This window comes from Methylobacterium longum (genome assembly GCF_022179385.1).
Taxonomy (GTDB): Bacteria; Pseudomonadota; Alphaproteobacteria; order Rhizobiales; family Beijerinckiaceae; genus Methylobacterium; species Methylobacterium longum.
In genome coordinates, this window is sequence record NZ_BPQS01000059.1 from 1 (window position 1) to 21,237 (window position 21,237).

Genomic DNA, 21,237 nt, shown 5'->3' on the forward strand with positions numbered 1-21,237 from the left:
CGAGCGCGTCGCCCTCGACCTCGACTACGCCACCCGCTGGAGCCTGCGCCGGGATCTCGCCATCCTCCTGCGCACAATCCCCGCCGTCCTCGCCCAGCGCGGAAGCAAGTAATCCGCCGCGGGGCCAACGGTCAGGCGACAGCTGAGCTAGCAACTCGCCACCGCGCAGGACATGCTGATGGCGACCGCGATCGACGCCGGCCATCTGCACGCCCAAATCAAGGCGGTGCAGGCCAAGCGCGATGCGTGGCGGGAGGCAGCCGAGCGGTCGCAGGTGCGTCCGGCGCGGACAGCATAACACGCCAGAACGCTACACCCGTGCGGATTGGGACATGGAATGTCGAGTATGCTGCCGGGCTGGAAAAGAACGCTCGGCGCCGTGCCGTCCTTGAACACCACGCCTGCGATATGTGGGTTCTGACCTTTACGCCTCCTCGCCCTTAGCCTGCTTGGCCACGGCAGCATCACGGCGACGGGCCGCGCGATTGTTCTCAGGTACCTCCTTCTGCAAGGCTTCCTGGCTCGTGTAGCCCTGAGCGCCCGGGCTGCCGCGCGGCTGAGTCACCGTTGCGCGCAGCTTGGCGGACTTCATGTGCTTGCCGTCTTGGAAATCTGCCATCGTGTTTTGCTTCTTTATATCTCCGTCATTCGGCCCAATTACGCGCGGGCTTGGGGGTTCCGCTTGGGCAGTGGTCGAAGTCTGACGCTTGGTACCCACTGGATCCGCTTGCCCACCGTTCCCGATCAAAACGCGCAGAGGGTTGCAGCTCGCTAGAACAGAGGAGCACAGTGCCGCGTCGACTCATGCAAAGGCGAGGTTTTGCCATGGGAAGTGTTACGTATCACGTGGTCGAGCACGATGGAGGCTGGGCGTATAAAGTCGGTGATGTGTTCTCCGAGACGTTCCCAACTCGGAAGGATGCACATGCAGCCGCGGAACGTGCGGCAGCGGAGCAGCGTGCACCCGACGATGACACCGCGATCAGCTACGAAGATGAGAAGTACCGGTGGCACGACGAGACCGCCCGAGGCAGTGACCGACCAGAGACGAACGTCGAGGATTGACGGAGGTAGGTTACAGACCTGCTTGCGTCTTCAGAGCCTTGCTATGGGAGCTACCCCAATGGGAACAGGCGCGCGGTCGTTGCGGGCTTCCGGAGTGGGTACAAGCGTCGGATTTGCTCCATTAGACACACAACCGGGCCGCTCCCCTGCAAGAGCGGCCCGTAGTGACCCCAGGAATGTGCCGCTCTCCTCTGTTCTGTCCAGGTAATCAGCACAACCCGGGATAGTACGCAGTGTTCCCGGCCGTTTTCATATCGGATCATCCCGATTATTTGGCCCTGTCTCGCTGTAGAATACGTCTTTGCCGTTAGCAGGGCTGTATTCGTGCGCGTGTGCCGGAGCACCTACGTCCGCAGCAGACGGTGAGAACCTACTCCAGGCGGTGAAAACAATGCCGCCAGGAGGAACGGCAATGGAATGGCTTGTGATTTCCGCAGTCTCGACCGTCGCTTCAATGGCCGTGGCGACGACCGTGCTCACACTGATGACGCTTTAGCAGCAAACGGCTGCCTGTCAGGGAACCCATCAGCAGCCCGTGGGTCTGCATATCGATGGATGTCCCCGATACTCATCACACTCAGCCCGCCCGGCTTGCCGCGGCGGGTTTTCTTTCGTGCGTAGCACAAGGCATGCGGAAGCCGGCCGGGAACAAGATCCCCGCGCCGGCTCTTTGCTTTATGCGGGGCGGCACGGCGTGCTGCACCGCATGCCCTCATGGGCGTTCTCCTCCCAAGACTTCCGGCCGCTCTTCGGAGCGGTCCTTTTTTGTCCTGGTCTATATCAACATAGGTAAAGCGGTTTGGTTCTCGACAATCAGGTATGATTGTCAGGCCGCACGGTTTTGTTGGCTCCGGTTTTTCGTGCGGACCGAGATATCGCAGCGGCAGCGCTACCGACCCGGCGCTATTCCACGGGCGGTAGATCCGGCCCCGGCCAGAGCAGCTGGAAGCAGAACGACAGGCCGAGCGGCTCCTTAGGTGACATGCGGCCGCACCGCCTAGTCACCGGGCCCCGGTATCTACCTTATGTTAAGCGCCACGGTGGCGCTCCTCGATCGTCTGTTTGCCACTTGGCCCGCCCGGTTCGCCGCGGCGGGCTTTCTTTTGCGCTCAGGCGGCCAGCTACGTCAGTTCGACGACCTCGCAAGTATCGGCCCGCAATCGCCAATCGACGATGCTGGCAGCCTGGCAAAACAGCACCTTGGCGGCTTCAGCTGCGGCATCCCCATGACTGGCGGCCACGACAGCCTGCCGCTGTAGGGCTCGGCAGTCGCGGCCGCGACCGTCTGAAACAATCTTATGGAAGGTGACGACGAACATGCGCATGGCGTGCACCCCGATGCGAGTCGCCGCGGAACTTAGAACTACGTAGGGCAGGACGCCATAACCTACGTAGCAGTGTGTCACATTCGGTGACCCTAGGGCCGTCCGCCTCAATCCCATACCGTGAGTTCAGGATCCTGACATTGCAAATTCGTCCAAAAGCGGAACTGTCGCTTTTTGGCTATTCCAGGCGGTATTCCGGAGTAATTTATATCTTCGAGATGTTATTTCAGGATCTTTAATTTCGATCTCATCTCTAGAGATAGGCCCGGCTGCCGTGTCTATTCTGACACATCACCGGATTTATTAACCAAGATGTGTTGACGAGGCGATTTGTAGGGAGTCGATTGAAGCGGCGCGACCCAGGCATCCCTCCCGGGTCGCGCCTAGCCGCAATGCACCACCGAGAAACGCCATGACCTTAGAGCACACTACACCGTCCAAGACTGGGCGGGCAGCAAACCTGCGCCTTGTCCCCGCACAACCTGATGCCGAACTAGTTCGGCGATGCGAGGTGGCGCTGAAGCTATGGCGGCTGCCGGAGAAGGAGCCCCATGCACGAGCTGCATATCCGACAAACGTCGGAAAACCGATCGTTTTCCCGACGGTCCAGCGGGGCCGGTCGCGAGCCACTCGAAACAGGCCCGTTTTTGTCGGAGAAACGTGTCGGCTTTTCTATTGCCGGATAAACGCGGTTTTACGATCCCGACATCTTTGTCGTCGGGCGCAAACGCAACCGCCTCCAGCTAGTTATGCCGGACCATGTCGGACGGCGCCGTGACGACGTCCGGCGAAGGTCTGAAGCCCGAATAGAGGCCGCCGCTCATCACGCGGCCACCAGCAGAGGCTGGCGTGGGCCAGCAGCACCGGGCGGGGTCGGGTCGGGCTGATCGGTCGAGCGGATCGAGGCGAGACCGACCGCCAGGGCCGTGCGGGTTGCGACAGACAGGCGGACACCGCCAGCGCGAGCGGCGTCGAGATCCCGGCGCAGCGAGGCCGGGAGGCGAAGGGTCAGGAACTCATCGTGGGCGGTGCGCACGTCGAAACTCCCCGAAGCGAAGCATTCGGAGAATAAACCAAGGTCTTCCGTCTTGTGTCACAAGATCATTTGTCCGAAGCGCCGCTTGTGTCCACCACGTCCAAAAATATTTCCCTGACGTGGTCAGTCGATCCGCTTGTATAGGTGTAGGTTCTCGGCCTTCTCGAACCGCGGATCGGCCTCAATCTCATCAAGCGATAGGTCGCTCAGATTGCGGGGCGATTGCTCAGGTTTCGGCGGCTTGCCCAGTTCGATCATCGAGCCGTCGCCAGACCAGCGGTTGGAGATCCTGCCCTCGCCGGTATCGTCAACCACTGCGCGATCATTCCAGGCCGCATCCCAGACCATGTGCTCGGTCGCCCATCGCTGTCCGAGGCGGACGGGGGGCAAATCTTTGACCTTGGCACCGTCTGCGCCTGGAACGGCCGGGATGTCCTCACCTGTCCAAAGGTGCTGCGAAATCAGGACCGACAAGGCAGCCCGCAGCGCCTTGCGCGTCTCCACTTCTGAAAACTTACGGTCACGACAAGTTTTCAGCAGACCATCAATGACAGCGCCGAGGCTGGAGATGAAGTCCGTGGCGGCGGCGTTGCCAAGCAATGCGCTCAGTCCGGTGGAATTTACGAAGTCCAACTTAAACGAGGCGTTGAGCCGATGCTCGATGTCGCTGCCAACGGTGCGATTGCTGTGAGCGGCTGACCATTCGAGCTTCGTCCGCAGATCGTCGGCGAGCCGCATGCTCATCCCCTTGCGGGGGGTCTCAGCAGGTTCGGATTTCTTGACCACGGCGCCCGCCCTGTCCAGTACGTGTTTCAGTGTGATACGACGGTTGCGCGGCGAATGTCCAGCGTGTAGGGTTCGACATACCACATCGTAATACGTGGAGTGTTGAACATGAGCGTTCGCCAGACGGTCGAGGCAGGGTTGCCCACGAAGGCACGCCCCCTCGCACGCGAGCTGGGGGTCAGCCCCTCGCTCATCTACGACATGATCCAGAGGGGGGAGATCGAGGCGCGGCGCATCGGCCTGCGCAGACTCGTGATCCCGAATGACGCTGCCCGGAAGCTCCTCGGCATGGAGCCGCAGCAGGCCGCCTGACCCCGCTTCTGCGGGCGAGTCCCGCGGGCCGTTCCTCCCGCGCCGAAGCGGCCGGCGCAATTACCAGCAGGAGGCCAACAACATGGCCACGAACGACAGAACCCCCGCCGGGGCAAACGGCGAGGGCTCTGGAAAAAGTGTCTGCTTGGCGGCTGACACCTTCCAGATAGCATTCAGACCCCTCGAAATCCAGACGGCCCGGGTACTCTCACGCGTCTCCGTCTCGGACTCTGTCGCTGCCGCGATTGCGTCGCTGGCCTACCCGCAAGTCGATAGCTGGAGGGCGTCCCGATGAGCGCCCTCACCCCGACTTATGAGGCATGCCCTACAAAACGGGTGCGCCGGTCCAAGACCGCGGTCGCCGACATCAAGCAGGTGATCTACGACATCGCCGCCGCCGACCACCCGATGACGGTCCGGCAGGTGTTCTACCAGCTCGTCAATCGCGACGTCATCGAGAAGTCCGAGGCCGAATACCAGCAGACGGTGGTCCGCTTGCTGACCTCAATGCGGGTCTCGGGCGAGCTGCCGTTCGAGTGGATCGTCGATCACAGCCGCCGCCGCCGTCTCACTCAGACCTATACCAGCATGACTGAGGCGGTGGAGGACACCGCTCGGTTCTACCGCAAGAGCGCGCTCCGGGAGTCGCCCGCCTACATCGAGATCTGGGTCGAGAAGGACGCGCTATCCGGCATCATGTGGGACGCCACGTCGATCTACGACGTGCCGTTGCTGTCCTCGAAGGGCATGCCGTCGCTCACCTTCCTGCACACGACCGCCGAAGAGATAAATTTCGAGTGGGAGATCCGCGACCGGCCAACGTACCTCTACCAATTCGGCGATCATGATCCGACCGGGGCGCTGATCCCGAAGACCATCGAGGCGCGGCTGCGGGAATTTTGCCCCGAGGCCGAGTTCACGGTGGAGCGGGTCTCGCTGACCGAGGCCCAGATCACCGAGCACCGACTGCCGACCCGGCCGACGAAGCGGGAGGGCAACCGTCACGCCAAGGGGTTCGAGGGCGAGAGCGTCGAGCTGGACGCACTGCATCCCCGGATCCTGAAGGCGATGGTGACGGAGGTCATCGAGCGGCACATCCCCGCCTCGTCGCTTGCTGCCCTACGTGTCGCCGAGGAGTCCGAGCGGGAGCACCTGCTCGCCTGGGGCGCCCGGTTCAGCGAGGGAGGCCGGGCATGACGATGCCGCGTCCGATCCCCACCAGCGTCCGCGCGCTCCTACCCCTCTGCGGGGCCGAGAACGATCACGAAGCCCTCGGCGCCTGCCGGGGCGTCGGCCGGAAGCTGCGGGCCGCCGGTCTCGACTGGCACGACCTCGCCGCCGTGATCCCGGTCGATGGGGGCGAGACCGAATTGTTCCGGCGCCGGAACGAACCTCGCGGCGCCGCGAGGTCTGAATTTTCTCGGCGCCGAGAAGATCCGGTAGGCGCCTCCCGGATCCGCCCGTTCGACGCCTACGCTTGGAAGCACGCCTACAGCCCCAAGCAGGAGTCCGAGCACCGCGCCCGCGTTCGGTTCTGCCAGAGCCGCCCGTGGAGCTTCAGCGCCCGTGAACGGGCGTTCCTCGCCGACATCGCGCGGCTGCACGGCAACCTGACGATCCGCCAGGGCGATTGGCTCGCCGCGCTGACGGACCGGCTCGACCAGGAGCTGCGCACCGCATGATCGTCACCGACCTGCATCAGGTGACAGCTCGGTTCGGGGGTGAGGTGCGCGGACACCGTGCCTACATCCCCGGCCCCGGCCATAGCCACGAGGACCGCAGCCTCGCCGTCTGGCTGTGCGAGACCTCGCCGCTGGGGGTGATGACCCACAGCTTCGCGGGCGACCCCTGGCCGACCTGCAACGACTACATCGCGTCCGGCCTTGGGGCCGGGCACGACTACTGGCGCACGGCGCGTCGGGCCGACCCGGCAGAGATCCGGCGTCTGACCGAGGCTCGGCGGCGATCGGAGACCCGAGCACGGGCCGCTGCCGCTCGCCGTCAAGCTCAGGCCAGGACCATCTGCAGAGTCGGTCAGGATCCGTTCGGGACGCCCGTCGAGCTGCATCTGAACCGACGACGCCTGACGCTGCCGGCCGAGATCGCGGGGGCGGCCCTGCTCTACCACCCGGCTTGCCCTTGGGAGCAGGACACCGCGCACGCGCAGGTGGCGCCGTTGACCTGTATCGCCACGGGTCAGGTGATCGGCGTCCACCGGACCGCGCTCGCACCGGACGGCACGAAGCTCGGGCGCAAGATGCTCGGCACCGCCGACGGCGCCGCGGTGATGCTCGACCCGATGTCGGCCGTCACGGACACCTTGCACGTCGCCGAGGGCATCGAGACCGCCCTAGCCGCCCGTGAGCACTACGGCCTCGCCCCGATCTGGGCGCTCGGGACGTCGGGTGCGATCGGCCGCCTGCCCGTGCTGCTGAACGTCCAGCGCCTCGTCGTGATCGGCGAGAACGATGCTGGCGCCAGCCGCAAGGCGGTCGAGGCGGTCGGCAGCCGCTGGAGCGCCGCCGGGCGCGCAGTCGAAATCGTGTGGCCCCCCGAGGGAGCCAAAGACCTCAACGATGCCGTGATGGGAGGCGCTTCAGCATGAGCCTGAGCGAGCACGATCAGCACGCCGATGACCTGCGGCGCGAGACCTTCAAGCCGAACCCCGACCGCCCCGGCGACCCGTCCGTAGCAGCCGCGGCCAAGGCCCTCGATGGCGAGATCCTGTCCGAAGACCGCGTGGCCGTCGAGTTCATCCGGCGCCACGGGGCCAAGGTTCGATACGACCACACCGTAAAGTCGTGGTTCGTCTCCGACGGCCAGCGGTGGCGGCAGGACAAGACCCGCCGCGCCTTCGCGTGGACCCGTGAGCTTGCCCGCGAGATGTCACTGGATGAGGCCACAGGCACTCGCCGCTCGGCTGGCCGCGCAGGCTTCGCGCGTGGCGTTGAGGAGATGGCCAGCGGCGACCAGGGTGTGGCCGTCATCGCCGACGACTGGGATTGCGACCCCTTCCTGCTCGGCACCCCGGCCGGCACGGTCGACCTGCGGACGGGCCAGATCCGGGCGCCCAAGCCGGACGACTTGATCACCAAGAACACCGCCGTGGCGCCAGCCCCTCGCGCCGATTGCCCTCGCTGGATCCTGTTCTTGGAGGAGACGACCGGCGGCGACGAGGAGCTGATGCGGTTCCTCCAGCAGTGGGCCGGTTACAATCTGACCGGCTCGACACAGGAGCAGTCACTCGCATTCCTCCATGGGCCCGGCGGCAACGGGAAGTCCGTCTTCGCCAATATCGTCGGCGGCGTGATGGGCGAGTACGCCAAGGTGGCGGCCCTCGATACCTTCACTGCTTCGCCGCACGAGCGCCACCCCGAGGAATTGGCTGCGCTGGCCGGTGCCCGCATGGTGTCGGCCTCCGAGACCGAGGCCGGCAAGCGGTGGGCCGAGGCGCGGGTGAAATCCCTCACGGGCGGGGAGACCATCCGCGCCCGGTTCATGCGGCAGGACAGCTTCGAGTTCAGGCCGCAGTTCAAGCTGACGGTGCTCGGCAACTACGCGCCGGCCATCACGAACCTCGATGACGCGATCCGGCGCAGGTTCCTGATCCTGCCGTTCACCCGGAAGCCCACACACCCCGATCCGACGCTAGAGGAGCAGCTTCGGGCCGAGTGGCCGGGGATCCTGCGCTGGATGATCGACGGCTGCCTGGACTGGCAGCAGCACGGCCTCTGCAAGCCCGCCTCCGTGCTGGCCGCGACGCAGGACTACTTCGCCGATCAGGATGTCTTCGGCCAGTTCCTCGACGAGCGGTGCGACGTGGACCGCGAGAACGAGCACAAGTTCGAGGGCAAGGTCGTGCTGTTCAACGCCTGGGCCGACTACGCCAAGGCCGTCGGCGAGACGCCCGGCACGGGCAAGACCTTCAAGGAAGCCATGCGCCGCCGCGGCTTCCCCGACCCGGTGCAGATCAAGGCCATCAGAACGCGGGGATACCGCGGCATCCGTCTCAACCAAGACAACCTTCGGGAGGTCTGAGGCCATGCTGGCAAGGTTTCAGGTTTCAAGAATTTCAGGAATTTCCCCATCCGCCCTTATGCATGCGTGCGCGCGCTACGCGGACAAACACCAAGTTTCAAAAACCTTGAAACCGGCACGCTGCCACTTTCTGCTGTGGTGGCCTTGATGATGGCCGGTGTCGACCGCTGGGGGCCGTTCTCTGCCGGCCTTGACCCCGCCGAGCAGCGTGCCCGCCTCCGAGCCTTGCGGCAGACCGCTCGACTCCTGGCGGGGCCTCGCGCTGCCGATCTGTGTCGGCTCCTCGCCCAGGCCGAGACGGACCCGGCCGCCCTCGAACCAGCATGCCGCGCCCTCGACGGGCTCACCGCCACCGACCGCCGCCAGATCCTGGCGTCCTACGCCGCCCTCGCCCGTGCAGCCTGAAGGAGACCACCATGTGGAACGTCGTCCAGTTCCCGCGCACCAGCACCCGAGACAGGACGTCGGGCGTCCGCGTCGCCTACTTCGCCGGTCGCTGGTGCGTCGAACGGCTTGAGCAGGGCATCATCACCGACCGGAGGTTCATGCCGGCGCAGTCCGATGCCGAGCGCATCGCGGTCCGCATCGCTCGACGAGACAAGGTCACGTTGCTCACGGGGCTCAGAAGCCGGCCGCGCCCTTCGCCGAGCTTCCATCTGCACACTCCTGACGACGCAGCCTGAAGGAGCCGCCATGTCCCGCGACCCGTTCGACATCGTGAGCGACCTCATCGAGCGGCACGTCTCGGCCGAGGAGACTGCACCGGCCGCGATCAGCATCGTCTCGGCTCTCGCCATTCTTGCCGGTGGCACAAGCCACACGCCGGCACCGGCCGCGCGTGCCGCTGCGCGACGCAGGCTCGCTGAGGCCGCGACGTGGTTCGACGGCAAGCCCGCTCAGATCGCTGCTCTGATCGACGACATCGCGGCGATGGAGCCGCCCAACCGCGAACGCCGCAAGGCCGTGCTCACTACAGCGTGGACCGATCTTCTCGCCGATTAAAAGGTACCAGCATGCCCCGCCGCAAGCCTGAGCCTCGCCGCCCTGGTCCCGACCACGACGACGAGCCCTCCGACCTGACGATGGCCGCCCGCCGCGAGCTGGTTGTCGAGGCGGCGCTGATTTTCGGCGAGGAGGCCGCCTGCGAACTGGCCGGGCACCTTCGCGTGCCATTCGAGGCGGATCACTCCTGTGCCGATTAGCCCCTACGCCCCTGTAGAGCGCCGCTCCGCTATCTTCGCTCTAAGGTCGTCGGCCAAATCTTGGCCTGCGCTTGTGAGAAGCCAGCGACTCCCGTCCTGCCGGAGCAGCGCGCGATCAGCCAGACAGCGCAGCGTTCTGAGTTCCGCGCGTCCTGACGGTGCATACCCGCCCGCGGCCTCACACCTGAACAGCATCATCCGTTGCTGAATGCTCAATGGCTCTGGTCTCATCGCACGGCTTGCTATCTTAAACCGACGGGATCTTCGACACTCCGCCCGCGAACTGAACGGGCTCCTACGGGGGCAATCGAGGAATGCCGACCGGAGGTAAGCACATGACCGCGGCCAGCATCCTCGCCCTCGTAGAGAGCATCGAGCGCCGCGGTGACGACGCCACGGCCACCCTTGCCTTCCAGAGCGCCCTCACCCGCAAGGGCCGAGAGGCGCACGCGGCCGGAGGATCCGCGACCCTCGACGCCATACGGCGGGAGATCACGGCCGCACACCCGAAGCGAGCGGCTGCCCGCGCCTCGATCTTGGCTGCGGCTTGGGCCGACCTGCTGCCGCCCCCTGGTGGGGGGATGCAGTCATGACCCTCGTCGCCTCGCGCGCGCCCGCGCCCGCAAGTGGGCAAAGTTGGCATCTTTCCAGTTCGGCCGCCGCTCAGACGAAGTGCGCCGGCGGGATCATGAACTGGCATGCACGATCAGGCTGAAGGGCCCGCACTCCCCCACGCGCCGTAAGGACGAGGCAGCCGCAGCGCTCTTTGGACCCGAAGCAAGGGAGGCGGTGTTGCCCCGGGTGGAGGGCTCATTCCCGATCATGCCGAACCGCCTTCCGCGAGCATCCACGAGGCTGAGGCTGGGCTGCCTGGGTGGCATTCATGATCGCTGCCGTCATCTTTATGACTGTCGCGGCCGTTCGGGCGCAGACCGCCTACCTGCAGCAGTTCGACGACCCGGATCACGCCGAGCCGTACACCAGGAGCGCCATGCGCATGGCGTCGGCGGGCGCTACCTGCTTCGTCATCGCGAAGATGCTGCCATGATATTCAGACCTCGGTCTCGCGCTTCACGATCGCGTCCTCATCGGTGCCCTTCTGCGCCAAGCCGACATCCGGACCCTCTCCGGGGTCCGATGGTGCTTTGGGGCTGATCGGAGGAAGGGACAGCTTCTCGGCACCCACCCGGGCCCAGCGCTCCGCGTCGTACTCGGTGTCGGCGAGATCCTGCGTGTTCGCGGTCAGTGGCTTATCGGACATCGGATACTCTCCGTGTGTGAGAGCAACCCAGCGTACGGCAGGGTGGGTCCAGGCCGCGGCATCGTCACCGGACGACCGGCAGCGGCCGTTGCGCCTGCCATCCCAGACCGTGCTCAATCGCCCACACGCTTGGCGCCGCTTGCCTCAGCGCTGCCACGAGACCGTACAGCGCCGCACGCGCTGCCGCCCGCCTCTCGTACACGGCACCGCTGTCGTATGGGCCATCGATCGCTGCCGCCAAGGCTTCTGATGCGGTTCCAGCTCTTTGTAGAGCCGCCTCGATCCGTGTCGTTGGCTCCACCCATTCACGCTGCGCCAGCACCGTCAGCCGCGTCGTTTCGCGCAGCCACGGCGTCATGCCGGGTCCGACGCGGTCGACGGCCAACATCCAGGGGCTGAGCCCGTGCGCGAGCGGCCAGGGGACGCCGCATCGGGTGAAGCGTTCGGTCAGAGCGTCCGCAGGATCACAGCCGGGTAGAGGTGTCCTCATCGATCCGGGTCCGGCCATCGCGCGGTGTCTCCGATAGATCGCCTACGGCAAAGATTGATATGCGACGGGGAGAGCTATCTTCCCGCGATCGCCTCGTCCCTCCTGAAGGGTCACCGCCAGCAGAGCTACGAAGGGTCCAACGCAGAGCGCGACCCGGAACAGGATCCCGATCATCTCGCGGGCGTAGCCCCGCATCTCGTAGATCGCTGCGCAGCCGAAGGTGAAGGCGGAGGCCAGCAGGATAGCGAACGCCTGCTGGGTCATGTCGCGCTCAGCATTGCCGCCGATGCCGGGCTTGAAGGGCCAACGTTGTTCGCGAACGGGACATCGCTCGGCCCCAGTACGCTTCGGTCTCCGAGAAGGCTGCGCCCGGAGGCGATGATCTGGATGGTTTGCCGCCGCCCGCACTCGGCGCGTGCCGTGACCTCCAGGTCGCGCAAGTACGAGACCAAGGGCGACCGTATCTTCTCACCTTTGTTGATCGCGGCACCTACCTTCGAGGTGACCGTAAGCTCAAGCTCACGCCAGAACTCAACCGAACTTAATGTTTGTTGGTCCATGAGGTTCGCCCAATCCAAGGATCCAAGTACTTATTGGGGCATCTCGATCGATCAGACATCCACTCATGTTGCGTTTGAGCGGGAGCAATGAGCGAGTTTAGAGGTGTTATCGAGCGCGCCGCCTTCACCACCGGCATCGAGGCCGCCCGTCAGATGGCGCTCACTGCCGCCGTCACCATCGAGGTCTGCGACGACGCCCGCGAAATCCGCCAGCAGGCCGCCGCCGCTGCGTTGCAGGGTTTCGCCGAGGGACTGCGGTCCCTAAGCCATCTGGCAGAGGACCATGCTGTTACGGCGCTGTTACCAGCGTCCTCATTCGCCCTAGGATTTCGGCATAAGCCTCGCGCGCGCGTACTGGTTTGAGAACCCCCAGGCCGGTTCGCTATCCGTTACTATTTTAGTGAAGGTCGGCCCGCGCCCCCGGCGGCCGGAACCGTTGCCCACCTCTGCCAGTTATGATACGCGTTACGTACAGCGTATTATCCGGCGATGATCCAGAGTTTCGCGGACAAGGACACGGAGGCGCTCCACCTCCACGACACCTGTCACCGGCAATGGCGCGCCTTCAAGGCCGCGGCCGTGCGCAAGCTCGACATGATCGACGCCGCAGTTACGTTGGGCGACGTGCGATCGCCCCCCGGCAATCAGCTTGAGAAACTGAGTGGGGACCGCAGCGGACAGTGGAGCATCCGCATCAACGACCAGTGGCGCATCTGCTTCGAGTGGGGCGACGCTGGACCTGAGAACGTCGAGATCGTGGATTACCACAGAGGATAAGCCTATGCCCCGCCTACGTACGCACCCCGGTGAGATCCTGCGCGAGGAGTTCATGGCGCCGCTCGGCCTGAGCGCCAACCGCCTTGCGGCTGAGATCGATGTCCCCGCCAACAGGCTCAGCGAGATCGTTCGCGAGCGCCGTAGCGTGACCGCGGATACCGCATTGCGCCTCAGCACCCGGTTCGGGACGACACCTCAGTTCTGGCTCAACCTTCAGACCGCTCATGATCTTTCGCATGCAGAGGCTGAGACGGACCTTTCGAGGGTACAGCACTACGAACCGGCATGAGCGGCACTGACAGCGCGAAACACGAAGCCCGAGCAGATCCTTTCCCAGCTGGACGGTTTGCTCAGATAGGACGCTGATGGACTGGCCGTGGTTCTTGGACAAGGCGCCTGCTGCGATCAGCGCCTTTCGGGATCTCGTGGTCGCCGGGGCCGCCATTAGCACTGCTATTGTGGGCTGGAAGGCCCTCAATAAGTGGCGAGACGAGACGGTTGGGAAACGGCGCCTAGAGGTGGCGGAGGAGACGCTGTCCGCGTTCTACCAAGTCCAAGAGGTCATCTACGACGCGCGTTCGCCAATGATCTGGGCCAGCGAGATGGTCAAGGAAGAGGGCGTGCCCGAGGAGGTGGTGGGCAACTCCGCCTACGGCCCCGTCCGGCGCCTACGCCAATCCTTCGACCACATCCGCGATCTTCGAACGAAGCGGCACCGTTTCGCGGCGCTATTCGGCCGCGAGACCACCAAGCCATGGGATGAGATCGAGGGCGTGTTGAACGAGATCAACACCGCGAGCGAGGCCATCCTAATGCTGCGGGGCGAGCACATTCCAGCGAAGGACCCCCATGCGAAGTTCTACCAGGAGCGGCGCCAGATCCTCGCGCGGCAGATAGATGATGACCCGATCACGCCGCGGGTGGACGCTGCCGTGAAGGAGATTGAGGCCATCTGTCGGCCGATCATCAGCGAGTGGGCAGGGGGTAAAAGGAACGTGACCGGCAACCAACGTGACCGCTCTACGCTACCGGCGAGGTGATGAATTTCAGGAAGCTGTCCCCGAACTCGGAAGTTCGCTTCTCCAGCAGGCCCGACCCGGTCATCATCGCGTTGAGCGTGGCCCCGTTCGTCAGACGCTCCTGGCTCAAGTCAGCAACTACGCGAGCCAGCAGAGTATTGTTGGACCCAAGCTCGGGAAGGGCTGCCTCAAACAGGACGCCGAGCGAGCCGGTCATCAGGTTCTCGGCCCTAGCCGCCAGCGCCGGAACCGCTGCGGGGTCGGACAGCATCTTCAGCACCTTGAGGTGCAGCCCAGAGAAGCGATCGACGTAGCCTAAAAACGCTCCGTGAAGGACATCATCAAGGTGCACACCGGCCGCGACGTTCAGCACGACGTTGCGGAGGGCCTCCAGCTTTTCCGTCCGATGCGTCGCCATTGCGATCCGGGTAGTCTCAGCGACGGTGCTCACGAACTCCTCATTCTCAGCGAGCCGATCTGGGTCAAAGCCTTCGAAGCGATCCTGTAGTTCCCGCAGCCCTTCCCCGACCAAGTTAAACCAAGCCGCCCGGCGCACTTCCAGAGGAGCTTGAACGCATTTCTTGAGGAGCGCCTGAACGACTGGACCGCTAAGCGGTACGATGAAGCTCGCTGCCGCGCCGAGCGTGCCGATCGCCGCGTCATGGCCAACTCCCAGGCCACCCCCACCGGACGGATAGGCGGGATCAACCTTCCTCGGCGTCTCGTCAGTCACGATACCCCTCCAGCGGGCCGCGCGCCACGGCCATCGCCTCTCGGCACAAGCGCCGGAACGCTATTGCCGTCTGCGTCTGCCCGCCGCGAACGTAGCGCCCGTTCCGGCTTCTGTTCGTAGCCGCATCTTACAGTCACGACCTGTTCTCAGCCTGTATTTTCAGGCGATGCGCCATAGCTTAAGCCAATGAAAATGTTGTGATACGATAGGCAATGTCGAACAGCGGAAAATTCGGAGCTGGGCAATCCGGCAACCCCGCTGGAAGGCCCAAGGGCGCCCGCAACTACACTACGCGTGCCGTTGAGGCCCTGCTGGACGGCGAAGCCGAGGCGCTGACCCGCAAGGCTATCGAGATGGCATTGGACGGCGACGGGCCGGCGCTGCGCCTATGCCTCGACCGCCTGCTGCCTGTTCGTCGCGACCGGCCCATTACCTTCACCCTGCCGCCAATCGACAAGCCGGCCGACCTGACCCGGGCAACGCATGCCCTCATGCAGGGTGTGGCTGCCGGGGAGATCACCCCATCCGAGGCGGCCGAGCTGTCCAAGCTGGTCGACGCCCATGTGAACGCGATCAGGACAGCGGATCTGGCCGAGCGGCTGGCCCGGATCGAGGAGGGCGGATTGGCATGAGCGTCAATCTTGAGCGTCGCATTCGGAAGATAGAGGCGCGCCGCATCGAAGCCGATCCCGCCCTCAAGGCCATGCCTGACGACGAGTTGGCGCAGGCACTGCGCGAAGTTTCCGACGACCCGTCCGACCATGTCTTGGCCGACTGGTTTCAGGCCGGGTGCCGAGGCTCACTGCCGGCCGGCGCTTTCGATAGTTTGCAGAGGAGCCTCTGACGATGACGGGCAGCAGCATGGAGAACCGCCTGCGTCGGATCGAAGTTCGCCGCATCTTTAGGGGCGAGATCGCCAGCGCCAGTGACCGGCAACTCCTGGCCTTTATCCGCAGCAGCTATGCCGACCTGCGGGCTGAGCACGGGAGCCTCGCCGAAGCGGCTTGGCACCTGCGCGAGACCGGTGACGCTGGAGATGCTGCCCTTGCCATTCTGATCGAGGAAGACATCGGAGGCCCGGATGAGCGGTTCCATTGAGGCGCGGCTGGCCAAGGCCGAGCAGCGGTTTCGCCACCGCATCCAGGGCGTCCACCGCTACACCGACGACGAGCTGCAGGAGCTGATCGCGATCCTTCGGCAGGCAGAGGCCGGCGATGCTCTCGACCCGGACCGTGAGGAATGGGCTGCCGGACTGCTGCATCGTGAGGGGTTTATCCTCTGACTGAAGACCGGCCATGAACATCGTTGACCTAGAACGCCGGCTTGCCCGCATTGAGGCTGGCCGCTGCACGGGGGCACCAATGCCCTCCTCTCGGATGAACCGATTGACGACGTAGTTGGCGACTTGCGGGCGGCAGACGCCCTCGCGAATTGGCATCGGTGGGTCGCCCAGGGCTGGGCGACGGTGAGCAACGGCGTGCTATGTCTCCTCGGCCCTGAGGCGACGGCTGAGGAGTGGGTGGCGCGGTTTGTCACTGAGTACTGAATAAGCAGGACAGCTGTTAACTGTTCGGTATCACTGCCGGAGTATAGCTCGCCTCAAACTGAGGTCGAGTCATGCGCGTTCTGCTGGTCGAAGATGACGCTACGGTCGCGCAGAGCATCGAGCTGATGCTCAAGTCCGAGAACTTCAACACCTACACCACCGACCTCGGGGAAGAGGGTGTCGATCTCGGTAAGCTGTACGACTACGACATCATCCTCCTCGATCTGAACCTGCCCGACATGTCGGGCTACGAGGTGCTGCGCTCGCTGCGCGTGGCGAAGGTCAAGACGCCGATCCTGATCCTGTCCGGCATGGCCGGCATCGAGGACAAGGTGAAGGGCCTGGGCTTCGGCGCCGACGACTACCTCACCAAGCCGTTCCACAAGGACGAGCTGGTGGCGCGCATCCACGCCATCGTGCGCCGGTCGAAGGGCCATGCTCAATCCACCATCGCGATCGGCGATCTCCTGATCGATCTCGACGAGAAGGTGGCCGCGATCGGTGGAAAGCGCGTCCCGCTGACCGTGAAGGAGTACCAGATGCTGGAGCTTCTCGGCCTGCGGAAGGACTCGACGATCACCAAGGAGATGTTCCTCAATCATCTCTACGGCGGCATGGACGAGCCGGATCTGAAGATCGTCGACGTGTTCATCTGCAAGCTGCGCAAGAAGCTCGCCAGCGCCAGCCAGGGCAAGAACTACATCGAGACCATCTGGGGCCGTGGCTACGTGATACGGGGCGAAGATCCCGAGCTGCGCGCTATGGCGGGCTAAGAATTCCTCCATAGAGGCACCGGAACGCCTCAGCTGGCATTGATTTCCAGTGTTTGTCGGTTCACACGTTCTGCTTCACTTGAGCAGGTGCATCGTGGACGAGAACGCAGAGACAATCGAGGCCGCCGCCGTCGATTATGTAGAACTCACAGCTGAGATCGTCTCGGCCTACGTGTCCAAGAACCCGGTACGGCCTGCCGACATGGCGGAGCTGATCACCAGCACGCACGCTGCACTCGCTGGGCTCGCCCAGAACGCCGCCACCGCCACTCCATCGGTCGAGAAGCCCACCCCTGCTCAGATCCGCAAGTCGATCACGCCGGACGCGCTCATCAGCTTCATCGACGGTAAGCCGTACAAGATGCTCAAGCGGCATCTCACCGGCAACGGCATGACGATCGAGCAGTACCGGCAGCGCTACGGCCTTCCGCCCGACTATCCGACGACGTCCGCCAACCACTCGGCTATGCGTGCTGAATTCGCCCGAAGCAGCGGCCTCGGCCAGCTGCGCAGGAAAGCGGCACCTAAGGCTGCAGAGCCCGCTGAGACCGTCTCCGAGAAGCCGAAGCGGGCTGGTCGGCCACGGAAGGCCAACGTGTCTGCAGAGGCGTAAACTGATTTATCGCGGCCGCGCCTCACTCTCGCCACAAGTGTGGCACGTGCGACACAGCTTGGCTGTGGAAAACCGGCTACCCTGCAGGCTGATCGGGTTATTTGCTTGGGGATAGCACAGTCATGAAGAAGCTTCTCACATCGCTTGCGGCGTTCACCGCGCTCACCGGCGCCGCCTCGGCCGCCGATCTGCCGCGCCGCGCCGCGCCGCCGCCGATCTTTACCCCCGTGCCGGTGTTCACCTGGACCGGCGCCTACTTCGGTATCAACGCCGGCTACGCCTTCGACGCCAGCAACAACACGGCCAACGGCTTCACGCAGATCCCAGGCGCGAACCCGGTCGCGATCACGGGCGCCGGCCTCGTCGTTCCGCCGATCCTGACCCCCGGCTCCTCGCTGGTGTACGGCCGTAACCAGAACGAAGGCTTCTCCGGCGGTGGCCAGATCGGCTACAACTACCAGTTCTCGCCGGGCACCGGTGTGGTCGTCGGCTTCGAGGCTGACGCTCAGTACCTCGACTTCGGCAACCGTCGTCAGAGCTACCTCGTGAACGGCGCGCCGGGCGCGGCCTTCGGCTCCTTCGTGCCGACCAACGGCCTGCTGAGCACCCTCGACTTCTTCGGCACCGTGCGCGGCCGCCTCGGCTACGCCTTCGACCGCGTGCTGTTCTACGGCACCGGCGGCTTCGCCTACGCCACGGGTGACCAGGGCTCGCGCGTTGCGTTCCAGAACTTCGCCGGCAGCCGCAGCAGCTTCGTCACCGGCTGGACGGTCGGCGGCGGTATCGAGTACGCGCTCCCCACCGACTCGTTCCTGAACTTCTTCCGCTCCTCGGCCGTCACGCTAAAGGTCGAAGGCCTGTACGTGAACCTCGATCAGGGCCGCAACACGGGCCTGCCGCTGGTCGGCGGTCTCGTCACCGGCGCCGGTCTGGTTCCGGTGTTCAACAACGTGCCGCTGCGCAACAACAACAACGAGTTCGCCGTGGTCCGCGCTGGCCTGAACTACAAGTTCGGCTCGTACTAAGACCGGGCCAAGCCAAACCGCTCCCGGCCTGTGCACCGGGGCGGTTGCGGCAGGTGGACGTGAGGGTCTGGTCCCCCTCATCGCTATCCTGCCGCGACGTTGCTACATACCGGTTGGCCTCCGGATCCCCAGCCCGATCAGACTGGCCGCGAGGTCGGCAGCGCCTCAGGAGCACCAGCTCCTGGGGCGTTTGCCATTTGGCGCGCAGGCTTTCAGAGGACGGAAGGCGCCGTTCCGAGCCAACCTACAAAAACCCGCTCCCCGAGTGCCCCTTGAAGGCGTTCGCCCGCCGGATGTAGCCGACGACCGTCCTGGGATCCCGGTGCCCTAACTGGTCCATGATGCGGGCGAGATCGGCACGCCAGTATTATGCTAGCACCGTAGCTCCGTGCTTCGCTGCGGCGCTAAACGCCTAGGAACCGCGCCGAACTCTCCGATGGCCGGGCATGCAGGTACCGGCCTGTCGTCGCCACTGAGGCATGCCCGAGCGTAGCCTGCACGAGGTGGATCGGCGCCCCCCGGTCGAGGCTGTGCGAGGCGTGCGCGTGTCGGAGCCAATGCGCCGACACCTCGCCCGGGAGCCCTGCCCTAGCCGCCGCGGCCTTCACAACCCGGTGTACCGCACTGGGATCAAGCGCCCCACCCTTCCGCGAGCGGAATACGGGCTGATCGGCCGGAGCCACGCCACGCAGCGCCGTCAGCACCTTCCAAGTCGCGGCCGAGAGCAGCACGGCCCGCGTCTTGCCGCCCTTGCCGAACACCGTCGCCTGCCCGGCTTCGTCCCGGACCGTGAGATCCCGCCAGCGCAGGCCGCACACCTCCGAGATGCGCAGGCCGCCGCCGTAGAGCACCGTCAGCAGGACGCGGTTTCGCAGGATCGGCTCCTGCCGGATCATCAGCAGCGCGTCGGCCTCGGACATGATGCGCTCGGCCAGCGTGTTCTTGATCGGCGGCACCTTCACGGCCGCACCGATATTGAACCGCAGGTATCCGACCTCCTGGGCGAACGTGAACAGCGACTTGAGCGCCGAGGCCGCGAGCGCCACTGTCGCTGACGAGCCCAGCAGGCTGGCGAGGTAGTCCTGCAACTCGCCCATCCGCACCGAGCCGAGCGGCTTGCCGACATGCGCCAGGAAGCGGCGCGCCTCGCGCTCGTAGTTGCGTCGGGTGTTCGGGCTGGAGGATCGCGCGAGCCACAGGCGGACCATCTGCGCGTCGTCATCGGCCTGTGCAGGCGGCGATGCCGGTAACTGCGACGTGTCTGGTTCGATGACCGAGGGGAGCATCATCACCGCGTTCAATCCCAGTCCTGGCTGTCGAGGGTGCATTCACCCTGCATGTGCTTGGCGATGGCCGTCATGGCCTCACCAAGCGAGGGGTGCGTGTGGGGAACCCTCATCAAGCCGCTGAGAGGATCGGGCGTGATCTCGAACAGCTCATTCTTATCCTGCCCGATTGTGCCGAGCGGGCGGCCGAGCCGATCCTTGAGGTTCCACGAAGTGCCCTCTGCCCCGGTCGGTGTGACGACGACGTCCATGGCGCACCTCGTGTTCAACGCAAGATAAAGCCACTTGTCTTGCGTTCGGGATGATGCCGGATCATAGCTGCTTCCGCAAGCCGGCACGTACGTCAGTACGTAGCTACGTGCTTACGTAATGACCTAGGCACGCACATACGCAGGCGCGGCGTGGTCTTAGCCGCTCTCCCGCTCAAGGTAGGCCATCAGCGCCGCCTCGATCACCTCTTGGTGGCTGGCATCGCGATCGAACGCGAACCGCCGAAGCCGCTGATAGCGAGGCTCCGACAGCCGGAGGGTGAGGGACTTGGTTCGAGGCTCAGCGTCGGATTGGGTGCGAGATGGCACGACCGGCGGCGCTGCAGCGGCAGGCGCAACGGAAGCAGGGCTGGAAGCTGGTGCAGCCTGCGCAGAGGCCTCGCCCCGTTGCGGCACGTCGGACGGCCGGGGCGCGCCCTTCGCCTGGATCAGGCCATCGAGGGACACAGGGTGCTTGTTCGACATGCTTATCGCCCAGCCTTTGCCTTGCTTGCGTCCTTACGCAGCTGCGTCAGTACGTACTCAAGCACTTCCTTAACCTCGCGTGCCGCAGCAGTCTCGGGTTCGAACTCCGTCACGGCCCTGCCCGAGATAGCGGCTGTTGGAAAATCCGTTCGATCGTGGACGACGGTCGGCGCGAGCTTGCCGTGCTTCGCCAGCGCCATCACGGCCTGCATCTGCAGGCGGGTTCGTGGCTTGGCCTGGGTTAGCACGAACACGAACGGGCAGCCGGCTTCCTCGATCAGCGCCAGAGTGTCGCCCACTGCGTCGAGATCATCAGGGGATGGGCGCACCGGCACGACGGCGAGGCTGGCATGCGCGAGCAGGCTCCGCAGCTCGGGGCGAACAGAGGGCGGCGTGTCGACGTACAGGAACTCGATCCCAGCCTTGGCCAGCTGCTCGGCCCCCGCCTGGAAATCGGCGACTTCGATCCGCACGAGCGCCGGCTGCTGATCCTCGCGCCGGTTCCACCAGCTCGTTAGTGAGCCCTGCGGATCCGTGTCGAGGAGAGCAGTCGCGTGCCCCGCCTGATGCGTCGCCACCGCGAGACTGCGCATCAGTGAAGTTTTGCCTGCCCCGCCCTTCTGGCTTGCTACCACGACGACGTGCATCAGTGCCTC

General features: G+C 64.8%; 35 protein-coding genes and 1 pseudogene. 25 read left to right on the plus strand and 11 right to left on the minus strand.

Going from position 1 to position 21,237, the window contains the following annotated elements:
• A pseudogene (locus tag MFF58_RS32385) lies at positions 1-112 on the plus strand (sugar transferase); the annotation flags it as partial.
• Positions 113-424: 312 nt separating this feature from the next.
• Here the strand turns inward: MFF58_RS32385 and MFF58_RS27390 are convergent.
• Positions 425-619, minus strand: a complete 195-nt coding sequence (locus MFF58_RS27390) for a hypothetical protein (protein ID WP_238292364.1) — start codon at positions 617-619, stop codon at positions 425-427.
• A 206-nt stretch (positions 620-825) separates the two neighbouring features.
• Between MFF58_RS27390 and MFF58_RS27395 the strand changes: the two genes are divergently transcribed.
• On the plus strand, positions 826-1,065 hold the full coding sequence (locus MFF58_RS27395; RefSeq protein WP_238292716.1) for a DUF2188 domain-containing protein: 240 nt from the start codon (positions 826-828) through the stop codon (positions 1,063-1,065).
• Between the two features lie 1,040 nt (positions 1,066-2,105).
• A complete protein-coding gene (locus tag MFF58_RS32510; protein ID WP_308445485.1) occupies positions 2,106-2,324 on the plus strand; it encodes a hypothetical protein in 219 nt (72 codons plus the stop codon).
• Positions 2,325-3,213: 889 nt separating this feature from the next.
• Here MFF58_RS32510 and MFF58_RS27405 read toward each other — a convergent pair.
• Complete coding sequence (locus MFF58_RS27405; protein WP_238292721.1) at positions 3,214-3,426, minus strand: hypothetical protein; 213 nt, start codon at positions 3,424-3,426, stop codon at positions 3,214-3,216.
• A gap of 123 nt (positions 3,427-3,549) precedes the next feature.
• Positions 3,550-4,212, minus strand: a complete 663-nt coding sequence (locus tag MFF58_RS27410) for a hypothetical protein (RefSeq protein WP_238292724.1) — start codon at positions 4,210-4,212, stop codon at positions 3,550-3,552.
• 108 nt (positions 4,213-4,320) lie between these two features.
• Between MFF58_RS27410 and MFF58_RS27415 the strand changes: the two genes are divergently transcribed.
• From MFF58_RS27415 to MFF58_RS27465, 11 genes are all read left to right on the plus strand, one after another.
• Positions 4,321-4,524: a helix-turn-helix domain-containing protein gene (locus MFF58_RS27415; protein ID WP_238292726.1), complete on the plus strand. Its 204-nt coding sequence runs from the start codon at positions 4,321-4,323 to the stop codon at positions 4,522-4,524.
• Between the two features lie 291 nt (positions 4,525-4,815).
• Positions 4,816-5,721: a hypothetical protein gene (locus MFF58_RS27420; protein WP_238292728.1), complete on the plus strand. Its 906-nt coding sequence runs from the start codon at positions 4,816-4,818 to the stop codon at positions 5,719-5,721.
• Positions 5,718-6,206, plus strand: a complete 489-nt coding sequence (locus tag MFF58_RS27425) for a hypothetical protein (protein ID WP_238292731.1) — start codon at positions 5,718-5,720, stop codon at positions 6,204-6,206. Before MFF58_RS27420 ends, MFF58_RS27425 begins: the two co-directional genes overlap by 4 nt.
• A complete protein-coding gene (locus MFF58_RS27430; protein WP_238292733.1) occupies positions 6,203-7,129 on the plus strand; it encodes a DUF7146 domain-containing protein in 927 nt (308 codons plus the stop codon). Before MFF58_RS27425 ends, MFF58_RS27430 begins: the two co-directional genes overlap by 4 nt.
• Positions 7,126-8,562, plus strand: a complete 1,437-nt coding sequence (locus tag MFF58_RS27435; protein WP_238292734.1) for a phage/plasmid primase, P4 family — start codon at positions 7,126-7,128, stop codon at positions 8,560-8,562. The genes MFF58_RS27430 and MFF58_RS27435 overlap by 4 nt, the downstream gene beginning before the upstream one ends.
• 147 nt (positions 8,563-8,709) lie before the next feature.
• Complete coding sequence (locus MFF58_RS27440; RefSeq protein ID WP_238292737.1) at positions 8,710-8,967, plus strand: hypothetical protein; 258 nt, start codon at positions 8,710-8,712, stop codon at positions 8,965-8,967.
• 11 nt (positions 8,968-8,978) lie between these two features.
• Positions 8,979-9,245 carry a hypothetical protein gene (locus MFF58_RS27445; RefSeq protein ID WP_238292740.1) on the plus strand — a complete coding sequence of 89 codons (267 nt, stop codon included), beginning with the start codon at positions 8,979-8,981 and terminating at the stop codon, positions 9,243-9,245.
• A 10-nt stretch (positions 9,246-9,255) separates the two neighbouring features.
• A complete protein-coding gene (locus tag MFF58_RS27450) occupies positions 9,256-9,564 on the plus strand; it encodes a hypothetical protein (RefSeq protein WP_238292743.1) in 309 nt (102 codons plus the stop codon).
• An 11-nt stretch (positions 9,565-9,575) separates the two neighbouring features.
• Positions 9,576-9,764: a hypothetical protein gene (locus tag MFF58_RS27455; RefSeq protein WP_238292746.1), complete on the plus strand. Its 189-nt coding sequence runs from the start codon at positions 9,576-9,578 to the stop codon at positions 9,762-9,764.
• A 335-nt stretch (positions 9,765-10,099) separates the two neighbouring features.
• Positions 10,100-10,357, plus strand: coding sequence for a hypothetical protein (locus tag MFF58_RS27460; RefSeq protein WP_238292749.1), 258 nt, complete (start codon positions 10,100-10,102; stop codon positions 10,355-10,357).
• A 290-nt stretch (positions 10,358-10,647) separates the two neighbouring features.
• Complete coding sequence (locus MFF58_RS27465; protein WP_238292752.1) at positions 10,648-10,812, plus strand: hypothetical protein; 165 nt, start codon at positions 10,648-10,650, stop codon at positions 10,810-10,812.
• 3 nt (positions 10,813-10,815) lie between these two features.
• Here the strand turns inward: MFF58_RS27465 and MFF58_RS27470 are convergent, their stop codons facing one another.
• The 4 genes from MFF58_RS27470 to MFF58_RS27485 all read right to left on the minus strand — a co-directional run bounded on the left by MFF58_RS27470 (position 10,816) and on the right by MFF58_RS27485 (position 12,075).
• Entirely contained in the window at positions 10,816-11,025 is a 210-nt protein-coding gene (locus tag MFF58_RS27470; protein WP_238292755.1) for a hypothetical protein, read from the minus strand.
• Positions 11,026-11,089: 64 nt separating this feature from the next.
• A complete protein-coding gene (locus MFF58_RS27475; RefSeq protein WP_238292757.1) occupies positions 11,090-11,413 on the minus strand; it encodes a hypothetical protein in 324 nt (107 codons plus the stop codon).
• A 144-nt stretch (positions 11,414-11,557) separates the two neighbouring features.
• Entirely contained in the window at positions 11,558-11,779 is a 222-nt protein-coding gene (locus MFF58_RS27480; protein WP_238292760.1) for a hypothetical protein, read from the minus strand.
• Complete coding sequence (locus MFF58_RS27485; RefSeq protein WP_238292762.1) at positions 11,776-12,075, minus strand: hypothetical protein; 300 nt, start codon at positions 12,073-12,075, stop codon at positions 11,776-11,778. The genes MFF58_RS27480 and MFF58_RS27485 overlap by 4 nt, the downstream gene beginning before the upstream one ends.
• A gap of 87 nt (positions 12,076-12,162) precedes the next feature.
• Here MFF58_RS27485 and MFF58_RS27490 point away from each other — a divergent pair, with 87 nt between their 5' ends.
• The 4 genes from MFF58_RS27490 to MFF58_RS27505 all read left to right on the plus strand — a co-directional run bounded on the left by MFF58_RS27490 (position 12,163) and on the right by MFF58_RS27505 (position 13,892).
• Positions 12,163-12,438, plus strand: coding sequence for a hypothetical protein (locus MFF58_RS27490; RefSeq protein ID WP_238292766.1), 276 nt, complete (start codon positions 12,163-12,165; stop codon positions 12,436-12,438).
• 126 nt (positions 12,439-12,564) lie between these two features.
• Complete coding sequence (locus MFF58_RS27495; protein WP_238292770.1) at positions 12,565-12,852, plus strand: type II toxin-antitoxin system RelE/ParE family toxin; 288 nt, start codon at positions 12,565-12,567, stop codon at positions 12,850-12,852.
• A gap of 4 nt (positions 12,853-12,856) precedes the next feature.
• Positions 12,857-13,141 carry a HigA family addiction module antitoxin gene (locus MFF58_RS27500; protein WP_238292774.1) on the plus strand — a complete coding sequence of 95 codons (285 nt, stop codon included), beginning with the start codon at positions 12,857-12,859 and terminating at the stop codon, positions 13,139-13,141.
• 76 nt (positions 13,142-13,217) lie between these two features.
• Positions 13,218-13,892 (plus strand): hypothetical protein, encoded by a 675-nt coding sequence (locus tag MFF58_RS27505; protein WP_238292777.1) that lies wholly within the window; start codon positions 13,218-13,220, stop codon positions 13,890-13,892.
• Here the strand turns inward: MFF58_RS27505 and MFF58_RS27510 are convergent.
• Positions 13,873-14,604, minus strand: coding sequence for a hypothetical protein (locus tag MFF58_RS27510; RefSeq protein WP_238292780.1), 732 nt, complete (start codon positions 14,602-14,604; stop codon positions 13,873-13,875). The two genes, MFF58_RS27505 and MFF58_RS27510, sit on opposite strands and share 20 nt — an antisense overlap.
• Before the next feature lie 212 nt (positions 14,605-14,816).
• Between MFF58_RS27510 and MFF58_RS27515 the strand changes: the two genes are divergently transcribed.
• The 7 genes from MFF58_RS27515 (at position 14,817) to MFF58_RS27545 (ending at position 18,561) form a co-directional block, all read left to right on the plus strand.
• On the plus strand, positions 14,817-15,236 hold the full coding sequence (locus tag MFF58_RS27515) for a DUF5681 domain-containing protein (RefSeq protein WP_238292784.1): 420 nt from the start codon (positions 14,817-14,819) through the stop codon (positions 15,234-15,236).
• Positions 15,233-15,448 (plus strand): hypothetical protein, encoded by a 216-nt coding sequence (locus tag MFF58_RS27520; protein ID WP_238292788.1) that lies wholly within the window; start codon positions 15,233-15,235, stop codon positions 15,446-15,448. The genes MFF58_RS27515 and MFF58_RS27520 overlap by 4 nt, the downstream gene beginning before the upstream one ends.
• A 2-nt stretch (positions 15,449-15,450) precedes the next feature.
• Positions 15,451-15,702, plus strand: a complete 252-nt coding sequence (locus MFF58_RS27525) for a hypothetical protein (protein ID WP_238292790.1) — start codon at positions 15,451-15,453, stop codon at positions 15,700-15,702.
• Positions 15,686-15,886 (plus strand): hypothetical protein, encoded by a 201-nt coding sequence (locus MFF58_RS27530; protein ID WP_238292793.1) that lies wholly within the window; start codon positions 15,686-15,688, stop codon positions 15,884-15,886. The genes MFF58_RS27525 and MFF58_RS27530 overlap by 17 nt, the downstream gene beginning before the upstream one ends.
• A 335-nt stretch (positions 15,887-16,221) precedes the next feature.
• Positions 16,222-16,923: a response regulator transcription factor CtrA gene (gene ctrA / locus MFF58_RS27535; protein ID WP_238292795.1), complete on the plus strand. Its 702-nt coding sequence runs from the start codon at positions 16,222-16,224 to the stop codon at positions 16,921-16,923.
• Between the two features lie 94 nt (positions 16,924-17,017).
• On the plus strand, positions 17,018-17,536 hold the full coding sequence (locus MFF58_RS27540; protein ID WP_238292797.1) for a Ros/MucR family transcriptional regulator: 519 nt from the start codon (positions 17,018-17,020) through the stop codon (positions 17,534-17,536).
• Positions 17,537-17,658: 122 nt separating this feature from the next.
• Complete coding sequence (locus MFF58_RS27545; RefSeq protein WP_238292799.1) at positions 17,659-18,561, plus strand: outer membrane protein; 903 nt, start codon at positions 17,659-17,661, stop codon at positions 18,559-18,561.
• A 404-nt stretch (positions 18,562-18,965) separates the two neighbouring features.
• Here the strand turns inward: MFF58_RS27545 and MFF58_RS27550 are convergent, their stop codons facing one another.
• The 3 genes from MFF58_RS27550 to MFF58_RS27560 all read right to left on the minus strand — a co-directional run bounded on the left by MFF58_RS27550 (position 18,966) and on the right by MFF58_RS27560 (position 21,228).
• Positions 18,966-19,769 carry a tyrosine-type recombinase/integrase gene (locus MFF58_RS27550; RefSeq protein ID WP_238292801.1) on the minus strand — a complete coding sequence of 268 codons (804 nt, stop codon included), beginning with the start codon at positions 19,767-19,769 and terminating at the stop codon, positions 18,966-18,968.
• Between the two features lie 89 nt (positions 19,770-19,858).
• Positions 19,859-20,098 carry a hypothetical protein gene (locus MFF58_RS27555; protein ID WP_238292803.1) on the minus strand — a complete coding sequence of 80 codons (240 nt, stop codon included), beginning with the start codon at positions 20,096-20,098 and terminating at the stop codon, positions 19,859-19,861.
• A gap of 485 nt (positions 20,099-20,583) precedes the next feature.
• Positions 20,584-21,228, minus strand: coding sequence for a nucleotide-binding protein (locus tag MFF58_RS27560; protein WP_238292805.1), 645 nt, complete (start codon positions 21,226-21,228; stop codon positions 20,584-20,586).
• Positions 21,229-21,237: the final 9 nt, after the last annotated feature.